17 protein-coding genes and 1 riboswitch are annotated in these 17,193 nt (G+C 53.5%); of the genes, 8 read left to right on the forward strand and 9 right to left on the reverse strand.

What is annotated here, in order from left to right; translation table 11 throughout:
- Window positions 1-88 precede the first annotated feature (88 nt).
- The 3 genes from ACQG2G_RS09740 (at window position 89) to bioD (ending at window position 3,162) form a co-directional block, all read left to right on the forward strand.
- On the forward strand, window positions 89-994 hold the full coding sequence (locus ACQG2G_RS09740) for a LysR family transcriptional regulator (protein ID WP_248766859.1): 906 nt from the start codon (window positions 89-91) through the stop codon (window positions 992-994).
- A 121-nt stretch (window positions 995-1,115) separates the two neighbouring features.
- Window positions 1,116-2,336 carry a sugar metabolism global transcriptional regulator Mlc gene (gene mlc, locus ACQG2G_RS09745; protein WP_013096827.1) on the forward strand — a complete coding sequence of 407 codons (1,221 nt, stop codon included), beginning with the start codon at window positions 1,116-1,118 and terminating at the stop codon, window positions 2,334-2,336.
- A gap of 130 nt (window positions 2,337-2,466) precedes the next feature.
- The gene (gene bioD / locus ACQG2G_RS09750) at window positions 2,467-3,162 is read left to right on the forward strand and encodes a dethiobiotin synthase (protein ID WP_248766860.1); all 696 of its coding nucleotides are present in this window, start codon (window positions 2,467-2,469) and stop codon (window positions 3,160-3,162) included.
- Here the strand turns inward: bioD and clcB are convergent.
- The 7 genes from clcB to ACQG2G_RS09785 all read right to left on the reverse strand — a co-directional run bounded on the left by clcB (window position 3,097) and on the right by ACQG2G_RS09785 (window position 9,735).
- Window positions 3,097-4,407, reverse strand: a complete 1,311-nt coding sequence (gene clcB, locus ACQG2G_RS09755; RefSeq protein WP_248766861.1) for a voltage-gated ClC-type chloride channel ClcB — start codon at window positions 4,405-4,407, stop codon at window positions 3,097-3,099. The genes bioD and clcB overlap by 66 nt on opposite strands.
- Before the next feature lie 103 nt (window positions 4,408-4,510).
- Entirely contained in the window at window positions 4,511-5,659 is a 1,149-nt protein-coding gene (osmV, locus tag ACQG2G_RS09760) for an osmoprotectant ABC transporter ATP-binding protein OsmV (protein WP_061772581.1), read from the reverse strand.
- The gene (gene osmW, locus ACQG2G_RS09765) at window positions 5,659-6,306 is read right to left on the reverse strand and encodes an osmoprotectant ABC transporter permease OsmW (protein ID WP_006808875.1); all 648 of its coding nucleotides are present in this window, start codon (window positions 6,304-6,306) and stop codon (window positions 5,659-5,661) included. Before osmW ends, osmV begins: the two co-directional genes overlap by 1 nt.
- Before the next feature lie 8 nt (window positions 6,307-6,314).
- The gene (gene osmX / locus ACQG2G_RS09770) at window positions 6,315-7,214 is read right to left on the reverse strand and encodes an osmoprotectant ABC transporter substrate-binding protein OsmX (RefSeq protein WP_061772582.1); all 900 of its coding nucleotides are present in this window, start codon (window positions 7,212-7,214) and stop codon (window positions 6,315-6,317) included.
- Window positions 7,215-7,232: 18 nt separating this feature from the next.
- Window positions 7,233-7,943, reverse strand: a complete 711-nt coding sequence (osmY, locus tag ACQG2G_RS09775; protein ID WP_013096821.1) for an osmoprotectant ABC transporter permease OsmY — start codon at window positions 7,941-7,943, stop codon at window positions 7,233-7,235.
- A 269-nt stretch (window positions 7,944-8,212) separates the two neighbouring features.
- The gene (locus ACQG2G_RS09780; protein ID WP_014831711.1) at window positions 8,213-8,956 is read right to left on the reverse strand and encodes a YoaK family protein; all 744 of its coding nucleotides are present in this window, start codon (window positions 8,954-8,956) and stop codon (window positions 8,213-8,215) included.
- A 155-nt stretch (window positions 8,957-9,111) separates the two neighbouring features.
- Window positions 9,112-9,735, reverse strand: a complete 624-nt coding sequence (locus ACQG2G_RS09785) for a glutathione S-transferase family protein (RefSeq protein ID WP_061772583.1) — start codon at window positions 9,733-9,735, stop codon at window positions 9,112-9,114.
- A gap of 430 nt (window positions 9,736-10,165) precedes the next feature.
- Between ACQG2G_RS09785 and ACQG2G_RS09790 the strand changes: the two genes are divergently transcribed.
- Both ACQG2G_RS09790 and ACQG2G_RS09795 read left to right on the forward strand, forming a co-directional pair.
- Window positions 10,166-10,621, forward strand: coding sequence for a hypothetical protein (locus ACQG2G_RS09790; RefSeq protein ID WP_061772584.1), 456 nt, complete (start codon window positions 10,166-10,168; stop codon window positions 10,619-10,621).
- Between the two features lie 317 nt (window positions 10,622-10,938).
- On the forward strand, window positions 10,939-11,607 hold the full coding sequence (locus ACQG2G_RS09795) for a GIY-YIG nuclease family protein (RefSeq protein ID WP_061773090.1): 669 nt from the start codon (window positions 10,939-10,941) through the stop codon (window positions 11,605-11,607).
- 222 nt (window positions 11,608-11,829) lie between these two features.
- Here the strand turns inward: ACQG2G_RS09795 and ACQG2G_RS09800 are convergent, their stop codons facing one another.
- Together ACQG2G_RS09800 and ACQG2G_RS09805 are read right to left on the reverse strand one after the other, a co-directional pair.
- Window positions 11,830-12,825, reverse strand: a complete 996-nt coding sequence (locus ACQG2G_RS09800) for a DUF4435 domain-containing protein (RefSeq protein ID WP_071830092.1) — start codon at window positions 12,823-12,825, stop codon at window positions 11,830-11,832.
- Complete coding sequence (locus tag ACQG2G_RS09805; RefSeq protein WP_061772587.1) at window positions 12,818-13,861, reverse strand: AAA family ATPase; 1,044 nt, start codon at window positions 13,859-13,861, stop codon at window positions 12,818-12,820. Before ACQG2G_RS09805 ends, ACQG2G_RS09800 begins: the two co-directional genes overlap by 8 nt.
- Before the next feature lie 507 nt (window positions 13,862-14,368).
- Window positions 14,369-14,467, forward strand: a riboswitch (guanidine-I (ykkC/yxkD leader).
- A 57-nt stretch (window positions 14,468-14,524) separates the two neighbouring features.
- On the opposite strand from ACQG2G_RS09805, the gene ACQG2G_RS09810 reads away from it, so the two are divergent.
- From ACQG2G_RS09810 to ACQG2G_RS09820, 3 genes are read left to right on the forward strand one after another with little or no spacing between them, the layout of a single operon-like run.
- Entirely contained in the window at window positions 14,525-15,583 is a 1,059-nt protein-coding gene (locus tag ACQG2G_RS09810; RefSeq protein ID WP_061772588.1) for a putative urea ABC transporter substrate-binding protein, read from the forward strand.
- Window positions 15,584-15,600: 17 nt separating this feature from the next.
- Window positions 15,601-16,416, forward strand: a complete 816-nt coding sequence (locus ACQG2G_RS09815) for an ABC transporter permease (RefSeq protein ID WP_061772589.1) — start codon at window positions 15,601-15,603, stop codon at window positions 16,414-16,416.
- Window positions 16,413-17,189 (forward strand): ABC transporter ATP-binding protein, encoded by a 777-nt coding sequence (locus tag ACQG2G_RS09820; RefSeq protein ID WP_061772590.1) that lies wholly within the window; start codon window positions 16,413-16,415, stop codon window positions 17,187-17,189. Before ACQG2G_RS09815 ends, ACQG2G_RS09820 begins: the two co-directional genes overlap by 4 nt.
- Window positions 17,190-17,193 lie beyond the last annotated feature (4 nt).

Genomic DNA, 17,193 nt, shown 5'->3' on the forward strand with positions numbered 1-17,193 from the left:
TGGTGACGGGTATGACCACCTCTTCAGGGTAGGAAAATGTAAATATTCTGTCTAATATATTAATAATCTCAAATGATACATATAAAATATGAATATCGAACTGCGTCATTTACGCTACTTTGTCGCGGTGGCAGAAGAACTCCATTTTGGCCGCGCCGCCGCGCGCCTGAACATTTCGCAGCCGCCGCTCAGCCAGCAAATTCAGATCCTGGAGCAGCAGATTGGCGCCCGTCTTCTCGCCCGCACCAACCGTAGCGTGAGCCTGACGGCGGCAGGCAGGCAGTTTCTGGCCGACAGCCGACAAATTCTGAGCATGGTTGACGACGCCGCCGCCCGCGCAGAGCGGCTCTACCTGGGGGAAGCCGGTGAATTGCGCATCGGGTTTACCTCGTCTGCCCCGTTTATCAGCGCCGTCTCGCAAACCCTGTCGTCGTTTCGCCGTGACTTCCCGGACGTGCATATTCAGACGCGCGAAATTAATACCAGGGAACAAATAGCTCCGCTGAATGAAGGGGCGCTGGATTTAGGGCTGATGCGCAACACTCAACTGCCGGATTCGCTGGCGTGGCAGGTGATCCTGCGCGAGCCGCTGATGGCGATGATCCCGCGCGATCACCCCCTGGCGTCGCAACCTGCCGTCACGCTGGCGGAGCTGGCGAAAGAGCCGTTTGTCTTTTTCGACCCGCAGGTGGGAACCGGTCTGTATGACGATATTCTGGGCCTGATGCGCCGCTACGATCTCGCCCCGGTCATTACCCAGGAGGTAGGAGAGGCGATGACAATAATAGGCCTGGTCGCCGCCGGGCTGGGGGTTTCTATTCTCCCGGCCTCCTTTAAACGGGTACAATTGCGTGAAATGTGCTGGGTTCCGCTTGCCGAAGACGATGCGGTATCGGAGATGTGGCTGGTGTGGTCCAGACATCATGAACAGAGCAATGCGGCACAGCGTTTTAAAAAGCAGCTTATCACCGCCTCTGCCGGGCGATATTTATAGGGAAAAATGGGCAAAAATGTGCAGTAAATCACATGGCTAAGTAAATATTTGACGACGGCCATGCAAGTGCTTCACCATAGCCCAAAGTTTATTTCGAAGCTCGAAAATAAGGGAGTACGAGGTGGTTGCTGATAGTCAGCCAGGGCATATTGATCAGATTAAGCAGACCAACGCTGGCGCGGTATATCGCCTGATTGATCAGCTTGGTCCGGTTTCGCGTATCGATTTGTCGCGCCTGGCCCAACTGGCTCCCGCCAGTATTACCAAGATTGTTCGCGAAATGCTGGAAGCCCACCTGGTTCAGGAGACGGAGATTCAGGAGCCGGGGAGCCGGGGTCGTCCGGCGGTCGGGCTGGTGGTGGAGACGGAAGCGTGGCATTACCTGTCGCTGCGCATCAGCCGGGGTGAGATCTTTCTTGCGCTGCGCGATCTCAGCAGCAAGCTGGTGGTGGAAGACCGGCTGGAGCTGCCGCTTAACGCTGATCAACCGCTTCTTGAGGCGATTGTCACGCATATCGATCATTTCTTTATTCGTCACCAGCAGAAGCTTGAACGCTTAACGGCGATTGCCATCACCATGCCGGGCATTATTGATACCGAGAACGGCATTGTGCACCGCATGCCGTTTTATGAAGACGTCAAAGAGATGCCGCTGGGTGAGGTCCTGAAAAACCATACCGGCGTACCGGTCTACATTCAGCATGACATCAGCGCCTGGACTATGGCGGAGGCGCTGTTTGGCGCGTCACGCGGGGCGCGGGATGTCATTCAGGTGGTGATCGACCATAACGTCGGGGCGGGCGTCATCACCGACGGACGCCTGTTGCATGCGGGCAGCAGTAGCCTGGTGGAGATCGGCCACACGCAGGTCGATCCCTACGGGAAACGCTGCTACTGCGGCAACCACGGCTGCCTTGAGACCATTGCCAGCGTGGAAAGTGTGCTTGAGCTGGCGCAGGTGAGGCTCAGCCAGTCCATGAGCTCCTCGTTGCACGGGCAACCCCTGACGGTAGATTCCTTGTGCACAGCGGCGCGGCAGGGCGATCTGCTGGCTAAGGACATCATTACTGGCGTAGGGAATAACGTCGGGCGCATTCTCGCCATTATGGTGAATCTGTTTAACCCGCAAAAAATCCTGATCGGCTCCCCGCTCAGCCAGGCGGCGGATATCCTCTTCCCGGCGATCTCGGCCTGCATTAATCAGCAGGCGCTGCCCGCCTACAGCAAAAACATTGTGGTCGAAAGCACGCAGTTTTCGAACCAGGGCACCATGGCCGGCGCCGCGCTGGTGAAAGATGCAATGTATAACGGCTCCTTACTGATCCGCCTGCTGCAGGGCTAACTCTTTTCCACAGACTTACTAAAAATTGCGCTATCTCAAGCCGGATAGCGCACGCTTCCCGTAGACTTCCCCCACTGAATTATTTACCTGGTTTATATTTTCGAAGCATACCCAAGAGGTGGAATGAGTCATGCTTAAGCGTTTCTTTGTTACTGGTACAGATACCTCTGTCGGCAAGACTGTTGTATCGCGCGCGTTGCTACAGGCGCTGGCAGCAAGCGGTAAACGTGTTGCAGGGTACAAACCGGTCGCAAAAGGCAGTAAAGAGACGCCAGAGGGGCTGCGCAATAAAGATGCCCTGGTTTTACAAAGCGTCTCATCCCTGGAGCTGCCTTATGATGCGGTCAATCCTATAGCCCTGAGCGAAGAGGAGAGCAGCGTGGCGCACAGCGGGCTGATCAATTACACCCTGCTGTCGGATGGGCTGGCGAACCTGAGCGAGAAGGTTGATCACGTTGTGGTTGAAGGCACGGGCGGCTGGCGCAGCCTGATGAACGATTTGCGTCCACTTTCCGAGTGGGTGGTGCAGGAACAACTGCCGGTGGTGATTGTGGTGGGCATCCAGGAAGGGTGTATCAACCATGCGCTGCTGACGGCGCAGGCGATCGCCAATGACGGCCTGCCGTTAGTGGGCTGGGTGGCAAACCGTATCAACCCTGGCCTTGCGCACTATGCAGAAATCATCGACGTGCTGAGCAAAAAACTGCCCGGCCCTCTGGTGGGCGAACTGCCTTATTTGCCGCGCGCCGAGCAGCGCGAACTAGCGCAGTACATCGATCTCTCTGCTCTCGGCAGTGTGCTGGCCGTAGATCGAGTCGTGGCGTAACGTTCGCGAGAGCACGGACGCAACAACGCAGGCAATCAGCAGGCCGGGTAGCAGAAAATACTGCCCGGTCATTTCACACACCATCAGCGCCGACATAATAGGCGCATGCGTCGTGGCAGCGAGCAACGTCGCCATCCCCGCCAGTCCCAGCAAAATCGCCGTTTCAGAACCCGGCAGCCACAGCGCAAAAAGCTGCGCAAAGAGCATTCCTGTCGCCAGCCCGACAAACAGCGTCGGCGTGAAGACCCCGCCTGGTGCGCCCGAACCGCTGCTTGCCAGGACCGCCAGCAGCTTACAGATAAACACGCCCGCAATGACGGACAGCAGCGGCGGTGAGAGCAGAAAGGACTGCACCACGCTATAGCCATTGCCCCACACTTTGGGCGTAAGAAGCGACAACAGCCCGACGATCACCCCCCCGAGCGCCAACTGCCAGGGGGGTGAGAGTTTGAGACGCAGAAACAGGGCGTGGCTAACCGTCATCAGCCACATCAGCAGCGGGCCGCAGACGCCCGCCAGCAGACCGATGATAACGATCAACCCGTAATCGCCCGCAGTGAGCGTTTCGCTGAGATGCACCTCATACAGCGTGGTAGCGCCAGGGCTTAACAGACGCGTCGTCAGCAGCGCTACGACGGCCGCAATGACTACCGGGCCGAGCGAGGCGAGCATCAGCGTGCCGAACAGGATTTCCGCAATAAACAGGCTTCCGGCTAGCGGCGCGTGGTAGGCGCTGGCCATTCCCGCCGCCGCCCCGCAGGCTATCCATAATTTCCATTCGGACTTCGGCGTAAAGCGCTGCGCAAACAAGGAGGCGGCGAGGGCAGCGAGCAGGATCATCGCCCCTTCACGCCCGATGGCGCTTCCGCTGGAAACCACCAGCAGTGACGCCAGGGATTTGACCAGGCTGGCACCGTAATCGAACTGCCCGTCACCCGTTTCCAGCGCTTCCATATAATCCGTTGGCGCATGCGGGCGTTGCGCCGTCAGCCGCTGCCATCCCCACAGCAACAATCCGGCTGCCAGGCCGCCAAGAGCAGGCGTGAGCATGCGACGCCAGGGAGACAACGCCGCCGCGGCATTCACCAGGCTGCCGCTGTCGTTACTGAGAAACAGCCACTCCAGCAGATACATGCTGTGGCGAAACACGGCAACGGCCAGCGCGGCCAGTACGCCCGTGACGGTGGCAATCAGAAGCCGGCGAAACATCGCGCGGATATCGGGGTAAGTATGAAGACGTTGCATGGGTCGCGAGTAAACGGGGTCGATGCAATATTGTGGCGGGAAATGACGGGGTTAGCAAAAGGTCTGCGTGCGAAAAAAAGCCGGGCAAGCCCGGCCGGAAGAATTAACTTTCACTGTGAATATTCAGCGCCCGGCGCGTACGCCCTGAGCTGAGGTACTCCGCGATATAGTCCTGCGAAATCTCGCCGTTATAGCGACCCTCTTCATCCACAATCGGCATCCAGCTGGTGTTGCTTTCATACAGGCGGGAGAGCACCACGCGCAGGTTATCTTCCGCTTTGCCGGTCATACGGAATGGATGCAGGATATCGGCACAGGTGCCGCTGGCGTTGCGCGCTTCCCGGCGTTTCACAAACCCCAGCGGTTTACCGTGCTCGTCCACCACGGTGATGGCGCGGATATCGTTATCATCCATGGTGGCAAAGGCCTCTGGAAGCGGGGTAGAGCCGCGTACCGTGATAGTAGGCTGCTGGTCGGTGACGTCGCCTGCCGACACCAGCAGCAGGCGCTTCAGGGTGCGGTCCTGACCCACAAACGAGCCGACAAACTCGTTCGTCGGCTTCGCCAGCAGCTCGTCCGGGCTGGCGCACTGAACAATCTTCCCCTGACGGAAAACGGCGATACGATCGCCCAGCTTCAGGGCTTCATCGATATCGTGGCTGACCAACATCACGGTTTTCTTCAGCTTGCGCTGCATCTCCAGAAACTGGTTCTGGATCACTTCACGGTTGATGGGGTCCACCGCGCCGAAGGGCTCATCCATCAGCAGTACCGGCGGATCGGCCGCCAGCGCGCGGATCACGCCGATACGTTGCTGCTGGCCGCCGGACATCTCGCGCGGATAGCGGTGAAGAAACTTACGCGGATCCAGCGCCACCATATCCATCAGCTCTTCGGCACGGGTTTTACACCGGGCTTTATCCCAGCCCAGCATGCGCGGCACCACGGTAATGTTCTCTTCGATGGTCATGTTCGGGAACAGGCCAATTTGCTGAATCACGTAGCCGATGTTGCGGCGCAGCGTCACCGTATCCATCCCGCTGGTGTCTTCACCGTTAATCAGGATCGTGCCGCTGCTTGGCGTAATCAGGCGGTTGATCATCTTAAGGGTGGTGGTTTTCCCGCAGCCGGACGGGCCGAGCAGGACGCACATTTCCCCTTCGGGTACGTTCAGGTTGACGTTGTCCACGGCCTTAAAGGTCTGGCCATGCTTCTGTGAAAAATGTTTGGTGAGGTTTTCCAGTTTTATCATTATCGAATCCCCTTCGGAGTCAGTACCACCTGCAGACGGTGCAGCAGCCAGTCGAGCACAATCGCTAAAAGACAAATCATCAGCGCCCCCGCAATCAACATGCGGATATCGCTCCCGCCGATGCCGTTAAGCAACAGCAGGCCCAGGCCGCCCGCGCCAATCACGGCGGCAATCGCCATTACGCCGATGTTCATCACCACGGCGGTGCGGATGCCGCCGAAAATCACCGGTAGCGCCATGGGAATTTCAACCCAGCGCAGCCGCTGCCAGAAGGTCATGCCGATGCCGCGTCCGGCCTCACGCAGACCCGGTGGCAGGCTGTCCAGCGCGGTATGGGTGTTGCGTACAATCGGCAGCAGCGAGTAGAGAAACACCGCGGTAATGGCGGGCAGGGCGCCAATGCCCTGACCGATCAGCGAAAACAGCGGGATCATCAGGCCAAACAGGGCGATGGACGGAATGGTCAGCACGATGGTCGCAATCCCCAGCACCGGTGTCGCCAGCCATTTGTGACGGACAATTAGAATGCCGAGCGGAACGCCAATAATAATGGCCAGGCCAACCGCCAGCGCCACCAGCCACAGATGCTGCAGCGTCAGGGTTAACAGGTAATCCCAGTTATCCAGAATGTAGTGAATCGTCTCCATAGCGCCTCCTACAACAGCTTATTGCTACGCAGGAAATCACGGGCGACCTGCTGCGGTGACTGATGATCGATATCCACCTTCTTGTTCAGCTCGGTGATAACGTCGTTGTTGAGCTGGGCGGAGAGGGTGTTAAGCGCCTCTTCCAGCCCCGGGTTCGCCTCCAGCGTGTCTTTGCGCACCACCGGGGTGACGGCATAGCTCGGGAAGAAGCCTTTATCATCTTCCAGTACTTTGAGGTCGAAACCTTTCACGCGGCCGTCGGTGGTGTAGATCAGCCCGGCATCAACAAAACCGTCGCGCACCGCGTTATACACCAGACCGGGATCCATCTGGCGGATCTGCGGACGGTCCAGCGCCATGTTGTAGGCCTTCTGCAGCGGCTTCATCCCATCGCTGCGCCCGGCAAACTCAAGATCCAGTCCCAGCAGCCAGTTTTTGTCCGGGTTGGTTTTACGGACCTGCTCAATTTTCGCCACCATCTCAGACATGGTGTTGATATGTTCCGCTTCGGCGCGTTTACGCTGCATGGCGAAGGCATAGGTGTTGTTCATATCGGCGGGTTTGAGCCAGACCAGACCGTGCTTCGCGTCCAGACGCTTAACCGTCTCGTAAGATTCCTGCGGCGACATGCGCTTGTTGATGTGGTTAAAGATGATCAACGACGTACCGGTGTACTCCCAGGTCATATCAATTTGTTTGTTGATCATCGCGTTACGGGAGATAACGGTCGCAATATTGGTTTGCGGCTGCACCTGGAACCCTTTCTTTTGCAGGTACTGCACGGTCATGGCCGAGAGAATATGCTGCTCGGTAAAGCTCTTGGTCGCCAGAATCAGCGGGGCGGCTATCGCCTGGCTGGTGAAGAGCGCCGCGGCACACAGCGCCGTCAGGCTGGATATTAGTCTCATGAAAGCTCCTTGTTATAGTTATCGAGCGAGATGGGGACTCATCACGCGACCCAGCGCAGCCAGCAGGGTGTCAAGGATCAGGGCAAACAGCGCGGTGGCCGCCGCGCCCAGGATCAGCGTCGGGAAGTCGTTCAGGTAGATGCCGGGGAAAATCAGCTCGCCGTAACTGCTGGCGCCAATCAGGAAGGCCAGCGGAGCTGTACCCACATTAATGGCGGTGGCGATGCGGATGCCGGAGAGCATCACCGGCCAGGCGTTAGGTAACTCCACCTGGCGCAGACGCTGCCATTTGGTCATCCCAATTCCGTTTGCCGCTTCCAGTAACGACGACGGCACCGAGCACAGCCCGGCGTAGGTATTGCGCACAATCGGCAGCAGCGAGGCAAGAAACAGGGCGATGATGGCTGGCGTATCGCCAATGCCAATCACCACCATCGCCAGCGCCAGAACGGCCAGCGGCGGCAGGGTGTTGCCGACGTTGAAGATTTGCATCACGTATTCGGCTACCCCACGCGCCGCCGGGCGGCTGAGCAGGATACCCGCCGGAATGCCAACCAGCAGTGCGAAGAACATCGAGGAAAATACGAGGATTAAATGCTGTTGCCCGAGGTAGATCAGGTCAACCTGGCGCGCCTTGATCGTCTCCAGCCCAATGCCCCAGGTGAGGAGGGCCAGAACCACGATAATGGCGCCGACAAACAGCAGCGAGCGTTTGAGTAATGGATGCATTGCGGTGTGTCTCCCTGTGCGCATGCGTTATCGCAACCAGCGGTTGCCTGTTGTTATGCCATGTTTCGGCAGGGGTAGTTGACCTATAGCAAGCGTTTGGGAAGGGTTCCAGCGAAGGGGGAAAATCAGTAACCCTATGAAACTAGTGACAACCTTGATTAAGCCTTATGAGGTAAGGGCTGGCTGAGTGAGGGCAGAATAGTCCTAAAGCGGCTTCATGAAAGTGACGGTGTCACAACTGTCGCGACATTCTGCCCTCTGCGTTTTGACTATCGGCCGAGGGCTGCGCGAACTTTGCGCACACGTACCGCGATGGTAATCATGGAACAAACGGATACCAGCGCCAGTATGACACCCAGCGCCAGCATTGCATTAAAGCCAATCCACCGGAACAGGAGTAACCCCGCGATACCGCCCGTAATAAACGAGAACAGGGTGGTTAAGTGGGTTTTAAGCTGGCTTTTCTGCGCCGCCGTATCTTTGGAGTAGTCCCGGCGCAGCATCGCCACGACTACCGAGGCCAGCGATATTCCCGCGTCCGTCAGCGTGCCGGTGATGTGCGTCGATCTCACCCGGCCGCTGGAGAGCTGGGTGGAGGTGGAATTGTGGATCCCCATCAGACCACAGAGAAAGATAATAATTGTGCGGTTGCTGGTGAGGGCATGGAAATACATCTCGTAAACCGAAATACCGGTCAGTAATAACCCTTCGACAAACAGGATCTGGCAAAAAACCAGGCGGATATTATGGATAATGCCCCAGATAACAATAATGCGCGCAAGAATGGCACCCGTGACAAACGCCAGAATAATGGAGCCAAAGAAAATAATATCGTTCAGATCGGTGGAAGAGACTTCGCTGGATAATTGTGAGGTATTGCCGGTCATGTGAGAGGGGAAAAAGCCAAATGCCCCAAGGGCGATGGCGTTGAGCAAGCCGGCGGATGTCGCCAGCCAGAGGGCTAACCGGCGATCCTCCTGATGCGTTCGTTCTTTTTTGAGTTTAATCAGCAAGAATACCTCCGGGGTGAGCTTTGCCTGAAATGTCAGGCTAGCAAAGCGATACAACGGACAGTCCAGGATATGGCTTAATTATTATTCCCTCTGACGACATGCAGGGTTTTGTAATTAAATAAAATATCCTTGCTGAATATAGGGCCGTGGGGAATTCAGACCATGCCGTTATTTCCGTGTCGCAAAAATGCCGGGCGCTGATTAAGACGTTCAAACCAGGCATCAATGGCAGGCACCGCGGGTTTGTCAAAAGGCGTCATCTTCCAGCGGTTCACCGACAGCCCCAACACTACATCTGCAAGCGTAAACGTTTCGCCCGCAGTAAAGGCGCCGGTGCGCTGCAACTGCTGCTCAAGAATGCCGATGCAGTGGTTCCACTCTTTTATCCCGGCGGCAATCCGCGCGGGATCGTTATAGTCCGGGTTTTTGCGCCCCAGCGCCGGGAAGACATAGCGCCACGCGTTGTTGAATTCGGTTGCCTGCCAGTCCATCCAGCGCTCGACGTTAGCGCAGGCCTGCGGGTGAGATGGCAGCAGGTCATCGCGTCCGGCTTTGCGCACCAGGTAGCGGCAGATTGAATTCGATTCCCACAGCACAAAATCGCCGTCGATCAACACCGGCACCATGGCGTTGGGGTTCAGGGCGCGGAAGGCGTCCGTTTCCGTCGAGGCAAATCCGCTGCCGTAATCTTCCTGCTGGTATGCAATTCCGGCCTCTTCGCAGGTCCAGAGGACTTTACGCACGTTGATGGAGGTGGTTTTGCCGAGGATGGTGATCATGGGTCAGGTGTCCTGCACTGGAATGAATGGTTTAAAAACAATACATCAGTTTTGTGAAAGAGGTCGGGGCAAAATTAGGTGGTGAGTGCGCTGGATTGGGGGAGCGATACCGTCTTTCTGGAAGGAGCCTCGCAAACCTAAAAGTAACCCGGTGAAAATGAGGGTTAATGCTTTTATTCCGATTACCTGGGTCGTAAAGTGACGGCGTTGCGGCACATCCGCAATCGGGTGTAGGAACCCGTATTCCATATAGCGATATTTAGTATGTCGTGGCAGCGTTTATCCCGTTACAATCTCGGTGGCGCTGGCGGAGCAGCCGTAAGGCTGGCCGTTTTCTATGTGGGCGGTATTCCTACCTCCGTCAGTGCTACCCCCGAGCGTAGGAACTCACAAGGTAGTGAATAAAATTACATGTAGAGGATGCCCTAATATGGCGACTATCCAGACCCTGATTTTCCCGCAATCTGATGAAAACATTATTCAACAGCTTATTACGCGACCCCTTCCGGTTGACGCCGATCTCTTTGACGTGGCGGACAACTGCGCCGCGCTGGTGACCGTGCTGGTCGAAAGTGATGACAGCGTCATTTGCACTGCGCTCTGTGAGCGTCTGCTGCAAGCGCTTCATCGACTCCGCGAACTCTGCGATGCCGATCTCCCGCCGAACCTTATTGACCAGCTGATTGTGGGAGAGAAAATGACCTCCTGCGTGCCCGACTGCTGGCACGACACCGCTACCCAGATAGACTATGCGCTGGCACTTACCCAGGCCGTTAAAGGGGGGACATTGCCCGCGAACGTTGCGAAAGAGCTTACGGGGCTGCTGCACGATATGATTTGGCTTCTGGCGGAGTTTGTGAAGGAGCCGCGAATTGTGGCGCACTGAGTGCGGGCAGGCTTGGTTAGCTGCTTAGAGGGTGGTGTGGGAAAGGGGCTGGGTGGGCCCCTTTGAGGTTTTTGAGGGGCAGTGTTACTTTCACTGCATGGTGGATAAATAACTGTGTTGAGCAAGGTACGAACATTAGCCTATGGGCGAAAATTTACATCTCGTAAGCTATAAATTATGTAAATGAACTAAAATGTTGCAAGATAGTCACAAAATAGATAGAAATAAAATAACTTTGAGAATATTCAAGGGGATTGCTATTTCCAATAATTGCAGATAAGACTACTATTAATTTTAGTGTGTTTAGGGGGGGCAGCATGCAAGTAAATAACTTAAGGGAAATCGAAGGCGGGAAGTATGTTTTTGATATCTTACTGGATAATGGAGAATTTTACTTTACAAGTCATTCTTTTGACACACAGAAAGATGCTCTGAAATGGATAGACGAATGGTTGTCTTGGGCAAATAATGTATCAAATGGGAGAGAAAACAGTATTTATTATATTTTACAAGTGCCTGATACTTGGCCCGGTTCTTCTGATAAGGAAAATCCTTACTCTGGGCTCTATGTGAAAATTGGGCGCTCCAATAATGTACTAAAAAGATTGTCTAACTTGCAAACAGGTACATTTGGGCAACTGATTATACATGCCTTGGAACCTGGTGGCGCACAAAAAGAAAATGAGCTGCATGAAAAGTTCAAAACTGAAAGACGTCAAGGTGAATGGTTTATTTGTACTAGAGAGCTTACAAGACATATATTCACAACATGGTTTAAATATAAAATGCTTCCACCAGAACATCAAATAAAAATCATGGAGCTTTCAAAAAGAATCAATACCTATTCTTATATCCATAATCTGATGGGAGGGAAGCCTGATTTGTTAAATCCATCTATCAATGATCCTTGGATAAGTGAAAAATATGTTTTAGTTGATTTAGTTTATAGTTCCTTAGCAAAGAAAGGTAACTCGAAGAAGAATTAAATTTTTAGCATTTCATAACCATTAGGATTCAAATTTTCTTTAAAAGCACTTGATGCAATGAACGTAGTAATTATTCACTGTATTTCTGCCGTGTTGCTGAATTTCCATTTACAATTATTTTGGAAAAATGTCCCGTACTGGGAAAGTCCTTTATGAGATGCTAACTTACCTAGCGACATCCGCAGTGTGCTGCGGATGCCCTAAGGAGAGCGTGTGATTAGCTTATGCAGAATTTTCAATTTCACTCAACTTTTGTATTATTCGCTGCCAGAACGGCGCTTCTCTGTAAGCTTCACAATGATGAATAAGTTGTTTGACACCACAATTATCTCTATAATGATTTTCGACCTGATTTTTACGACTCCGGATTTCACTTTGCTGACAGTTAGCTTCAACCCACTCTTTATCTTTTCTCCTACTTGCATTTATAAACATCTCATAAAGAGGTCGAAACACAGAGTCGAGAAGATAATGGCCGTTGGTAAACAGGATGGCGTTATTAGGATTAATACCCCGTTGATTCAGCGTTTCTTGATATTGCATGTAACTATCTTGATCATCAATATATGGCCTATGCTGCATTAGATATTCATCCGCCGATCGATTGAGCTCTCGCAAGGCTTCTTCATTCACTCTGAGTTCGGCATCAAGGAGTCGGGCTCCTGCCGGAAGTCGGATGCTATTGTTGAAAACATCTTCCCTGAATTGTTGTTGATCGCGGTTATGTAGCCATGAAAAAAGACAAAGTGCCTCATGTATGGCACTGGAATAACTCTGAATCGCCTGAATAAGTTGGCTTTCGAGTCTTTCATGAAGATGAATGCAACCTGCAAGGGAATCAATTGCCTCCGGAGTATTAATGAAACTTTCCCTTGAGTAAAAAAAAGTGTGGAGAACAAAGGGGTTGCTATTAAGTGCCGTGGCGTATGCATTCCGACTCGGACACAGGTAGTCATAATCACTGTCTACAGCGACTAGCCTGTCTTTATTGAGATGCTCATATTCTTTTTCCAGTGCACGCTTGCCCTCAGCACCATTCCGAGAAAAAGGTTTAATATCATATCGGTTGGGGCAAACAGTATTTACAACCCTTTCCCAGAATAAGCGGTCTGATGCATCCTCAATATAAATAATTCCTTTCTGCGAACCGGAAGACTCTATCCCAGTATAAGCTCTTATAAATTCTCCGTTTCGCATTATATCGGTCAATTCAGACATTCTCTACCCCTCGCATAATGTCTTTCATTTCAACATACGCATCCATATGGCCATTCATGATAATGCCTGGACTGTGTGTTACCGCTATAATCTGCATAAGAGGATTGATGTTCATTATGGCCGTAAGTATCTTTTCCTGCCAGCTAAGATGTAAGGATATCTCAGGCTCATCCATTAGGAAGAGAGTCGCTTTATTACAGGTGTTCGCTGCCGTAGCAAGAATATAGACAAGTTGACGTTCACCAGAAGAAAGTTGTTCAAGCCCCAGAATACGACCTGTTTTGTTAGTAAATATCCATTCTCCATGTTTACGTATGGTCTTTTTACCTGATTCTTTAAGGAATGTATTTAATTGTTCTTTGAATTTCTTTTCTGCTGACTTGTTTTCATTTTTTAATAATATTCTAAGTTCATCGTAGATTGCAAGGTTAAGAGGGTTTTTTTCTATACTATTCCCAAAATCGATATTATTACCCGCGTTGGCTGAAATATTTACGGTTGATATGTATCTAACAACAATCGTATCCTTGATATCTTTGATGTGAAATTTATTTGAAAATATCTGCTTGTTGTTTTTATTTATTACTTCGCCGTACCCGTTTTTCAGCATGTTAAGAAAGGTTTCGGATTTCATAGTTGCTGCTATTAAACGTTCAGCTATATCTTTCTTTTCCACATCTGTGAGAGTAGAGTTAATTCCATCAATCCCAGGAATAATGGATTCTATACCTTTTTCATCATTCATGAGGTATTGCATGAGGCCTTTACTAGCGACCGATCTACTCATTTCTTCACTAATAACCCCAAAGGATATTATATTGCCATCTTCGAAGAAAAGTTCAATATTTTCACATATATCCTCATAATTTATTTCATGCTTGCCAGTCATAAACCCTTTTAAAATTTTTAGTAGCGTAGTTTTACCTAGGCCATTTTTACCCACTATAACTGTAAGGTCATTTAATTCAATGTTGACATTATACTGCCCAAATAGGCCTTCAATCTTCAGTCTTCTGATGATGCGAGAATTTTTCATGAACATATCCTTTTAGCGTTCACTCATTGTAACGTAGTAGAGTGCAAGCTTCATCATATCGTGTATTCATAGCTGTCTGTTTCGCCGATCTCAGGCTTTCCGTGTTTCATTAACGATCATGTTTTTGGAGGGAACATAGAGAAAGACACATCATACAGTGCTAAATCATCTTTATGAGCCTACAATCCAGCCATTACAGAATACTTCCTCAGCGATTTTAATGACAACAGGGCTGCGAATCTGACCTCTTCTCTGTTATCTCAGCGGTAGCTGTAATTACTAGCATCAATCAGATATTGTACTGATGGAATCACCAACCAAGTCATTATAGCCATTTTATCACCCATCCATCAAACGCCCCACCGCAGTGCACATCCCCCAAACCCGCTCCCCAAAACAGTGAAACCCAACCCGCAGCAATCCCCAACCCCCTAAAAAACAAAGCAAAACCATCCTGGCACACCCCTTGCTTAATCAACCGTGAAAGGGCAGCACACCACAATTTGAACAATAGCTGGCTAGGGTTCCGGTTCACCACGGTGAATGGCTGGTCCAAGAGCTGGCGACCTCTGAGAGGTTACACGGCGGGACAAAAGCCCGGGAGACAGCAGCACCAGACGGTGTCGCGCTGCCCCCTAATTTTGTGCCACTCAGAGGTCAAGCATGAAAAAAACGCCATTACTCCGCTCTCTTGTACTGTCGCTGGCAATGCTGGTCAGTCTCCCCACGTTCGCCGCTGTGAAAAAAGAGTTCAACGTCTGCTGGACCATCTACGCCGGGTGGATGCCCTGGGGCACCATCAGCAGTAGCAAAATCATCGATAAATGGGCCAGCAAATACGGCATCAAAATCAACGTTGTGCAGCTCAACGACTATATCGAATCCATCAACCAGTACACCGCAGGGCAGTTTGACGGCTGCACCATGACCAACATGGATGCGCTGACCATACCGGCCGCAGGCGGGGTGGACACCACAGCGCTGATCCTCGGTAGCTACTCGGAAGGCAACGACGGAGTAGTGATGAAAGGTAAGGGCAAAACCCTGAAAGATCTGAAAGGGATGAAGGTCTACCTGCCTGAGCTCTCCGTGTCCCACTATCTGCTGGTGCGCGGTCTGGAAAAAGCCGGGCTCGCAGAGAAAGACGTCACCGTGGTGAATACCTCGGACGCAGATATTGTCTCTGCGTTCGGGACCGCCAGCGTTCAGGCTGCGGTGGCGTGGAACCCGCAACTCTCCGTCATCAAAGGCACGCCAAACACCACCGAAGTGTTCAGCTCCTCGCAGGTACCGGGTGAGCTTATCGACATGATGGTGGTCAACACCGGGACCCTGAAAGACAACCCGGCGCTGGGCAAAGCGCTTACTGGCGCCTGGTACGAGATGATGGGGCTGATGAAAGCGCAAGATGCCGGCGCGCTGAATGCGATGGCCGCCGCCTCCGGGACCGATCTCGCCGGGTATCAGTCGCAGCTCAAAACCACCCATCTGTTCTATACCCCGCAGGACAACATGGCGTTTGTCACGTCACCGGATCTGGCGAAAACCATGCAGCGCGTGGCGTCGTTCTCCTTCGACAAAGGGCTGCTGGGCGAGGGCGCGCAGAGCGCCGATTTTATCGGTATGCGCTTCCCGGGCAATGTCACGGTGGGCGATGCCAGCAACGTGAAACTGCGCTTTGACGACAGCTTCGTGAAAATGGCCGCTGCCGGCACGCTGTGATAACGGACGGAGTCTCCATGCGACAAATTAATCGCCATCCCACACCCGGCATGCGGCTGATGCTCGTGATGCTGCCTTTTGTCCTGCTGCTGGCCGCCTACTTTTTGGGCTCGGCGATCAGGCTGGAGGCCAACCCGCAGGACAAGCTGCTGCCCGGCCTGCAGCAAATGCTGGACGCGCTATCCCGGATGGCGTTGACCCCGGATAAACGCAGCGGTGAATACCTGTTCTGGGTCGATACCCTGGTGAGCCTCGCGCGTCTGCTGGCGGGGCTGGCGATCGCCTCACTGATCGGCCTGTGCATTGGCGTTACCTCGGGCGTGTTTCCGCTGTGGCGTGCATCGCTCTCGCCGCTGATGACGGTGCTGTCGATGATCCCGCCGCTGGCAATACTCCCGGTGCTGTTTATCGTTTTCGGGCTGGATGAGCTGTCGAAGGTGATGCTGATTGTCATCGGCATCACCCCGATGCTGGCGCGCGATCTGGAGCACCGCGCCTGTGAAATCCCACCGGAGATCCTCATCAAAGCGCAGACGCTGGGGGCCAGTAGCTGGACGCTGGTGCTGCGCGTGGTGCTTCCGCAGCTGCTCTCCAGGCTGCTGACCTCGCTGCGCCTGCTGCTCGGGTCGGCATGGCTGTTTCTTATCTCGGCGGAGGCTATCTCCTCTACCGCCGGGCTGGGATACCGCATTTTCCTCGTACGGCGCTACATGGCGATGGATGTGATTATCCCGTACGTCCTGTGGATCACCCTGCTGGCGTGGCTGATGGATCTCGCTCTGCGTCAGTTGCACAAAACCTGTTTTCCCTGGGCGGAAGGAGGGAAGGCATGAGCTTTATCACCATCAACAATATCTGGCAGGAGTACGGCGACCATGTGGTGCTGGAACGCCTGAACCTGCAGGTGAAAGAGGGCGAGTTCTGCTCAATGGTGGGGGCGTCCGGCTGCGGAAAATCCACCTTCCTGCGTCTGCTGCTTGGTCAGGAAGCGCCCAGCCGGGGAGTGATCACCCTCGATGGCAAACCGCTGCGCGCCGAGCCGGACAGCAGCCGCGGGGTGGTGTTTCAGCGCTACTCCGTTTTCCCGCACCTCAGCGTGCTGGATAACGTCGCCATCGGTCTTGAACTGCCGCAATCGCCGCTGTTCGGGCGGCTGTTTGGGGCCAAAAAACGCGCCGTGCGTGAACGGTCGGCGGAGATGCTGGAAAAAGTCGGCCTCGGGCACGCGCTGGATAAATATCCCGCCCAGCTCTCTGGCGGCATGCAGCAGCGCCTGGCCATTGCTCAGGCATTCATCATGCAGCCGCGCGTGCTGCTGCTCGATGAGCCGTTTGGCGCGCTGGATCCGGGGATTAGAAAAGACATGCACACCCTGTTGCTGCAGCTGTGGGGCGAAACCCGCATGACCGTCTTTATGGTCACCCACGATCTGTCTGAAGGCTTCAACCTCGGCACCCGGCTGCTGGTGTTCGACAAAGTGCGCCTCGACCCGCAGGCACCGAATGCCTACGGCGCGCGTATCACCTACGACATTCCGCTCAACGAGACGCGGCTCTCCGCCCTGAGCGGAACCACGCCCGACAACGTTTATGCCTTAAGGGGGTAACAGT

Origin of the sequence: Enterobacter cloacae complex sp. 382A5 (assembly GCF_050031095.1) — a bacterium.
GTDB lineage: Bacteria > Pseudomonadota > Gammaproteobacteria > Enterobacterales > Enterobacteriaceae > Enterobacter > Enterobacter cloacae.

Excerpts from the sequence above, each read along its gene's own strand:
- ACQG2G_RS09740 (WP_248766859.1), top strand. The coding sequence starts at position 89 with ATGAATATCGAACTGCGTCATTTACGCTACTTTGTCGCGGTGGCAGAA.
- bioD (WP_248766860.1), top strand. The coding sequence starts at position 2,467 with ATGCTTAAGCGTTTCTTTGTTACTGGTACAGATACCTCTGTCGGCAAG.
- clcB (WP_248766861.1), bottom strand. The coding sequence starts at position 4,407 with ATGCAACGTCTTCATACTTACCCCGATATCCGCGCGATGTTTCGCCGG.
- osmV (WP_061772581.1), bottom strand. The coding sequence starts at position 5,659 with ATGATAAAACTGGAAAACCTCACCAAACATTTTTCACAGAAGCATGGC.
- osmW (WP_006808875.1), bottom strand. The coding sequence starts at position 6,306 with ATGGAGACGATTCACTACATTCTGGATAACTGGGATTACCTGTTAACC.
- osmX (WP_061772582.1), bottom strand. The coding sequence starts at position 7,214 with ATGAGACTAATATCCAGCCTGACGGCGCTGTGTGCCGCGGCGCTCTTC.
- osmY (WP_013096821.1), bottom strand. The coding sequence starts at position 7,943 with ATGCATCCATTACTCAAACGCTCGCTGCTGTTTGTCGGCGCCATTATC.
- ACQG2G_RS09785 (WP_061772583.1), bottom strand. The coding sequence starts at position 9,735 with ATGATCACCATCCTCGGCAAAACCACCTCCATCAACGTGCGTAAAGTC.
- ACQG2G_RS09790 (WP_061772584.1), top strand. The coding sequence starts at position 10,166 with ATGGCGACTATCCAGACCCTGATTTTCCCGCAATCTGATGAAAACATT.
- ACQG2G_RS09795 (WP_061773090.1), top strand. The coding sequence starts at position 10,939 with ATGCAAGTAAATAACTTAAGGGAAATCGAAGGCGGGAAGTATGTTTTT.
- ACQG2G_RS09800 (WP_071830092.1), bottom strand. The coding sequence starts at position 12,825 with ATGTCTGAATTGACCGATATAATGCGAAACGGAGAATTTATAAGAGCT.
- ACQG2G_RS09805 (WP_061772587.1), bottom strand. The coding sequence starts at position 13,861 with ATGAAAAATTCTCGCATCATCAGAAGACTGAAGATTGAAGGCCTATTT.
- ACQG2G_RS09810 (WP_061772588.1), top strand. The coding sequence starts at position 14,525 with ATGAAAAAAACGCCATTACTCCGCTCTCTTGTACTGTCGCTGGCAATG.
- ACQG2G_RS09815 (WP_061772589.1), top strand. The coding sequence starts at position 15,601 with ATGCGACAAATTAATCGCCATCCCACACCCGGCATGCGGCTGATGCTC.
- ACQG2G_RS09820 (WP_061772590.1), top strand. The coding sequence starts at position 16,413 with ATGAGCTTTATCACCATCAACAATATCTGGCAGGAGTACGGCGACCAT.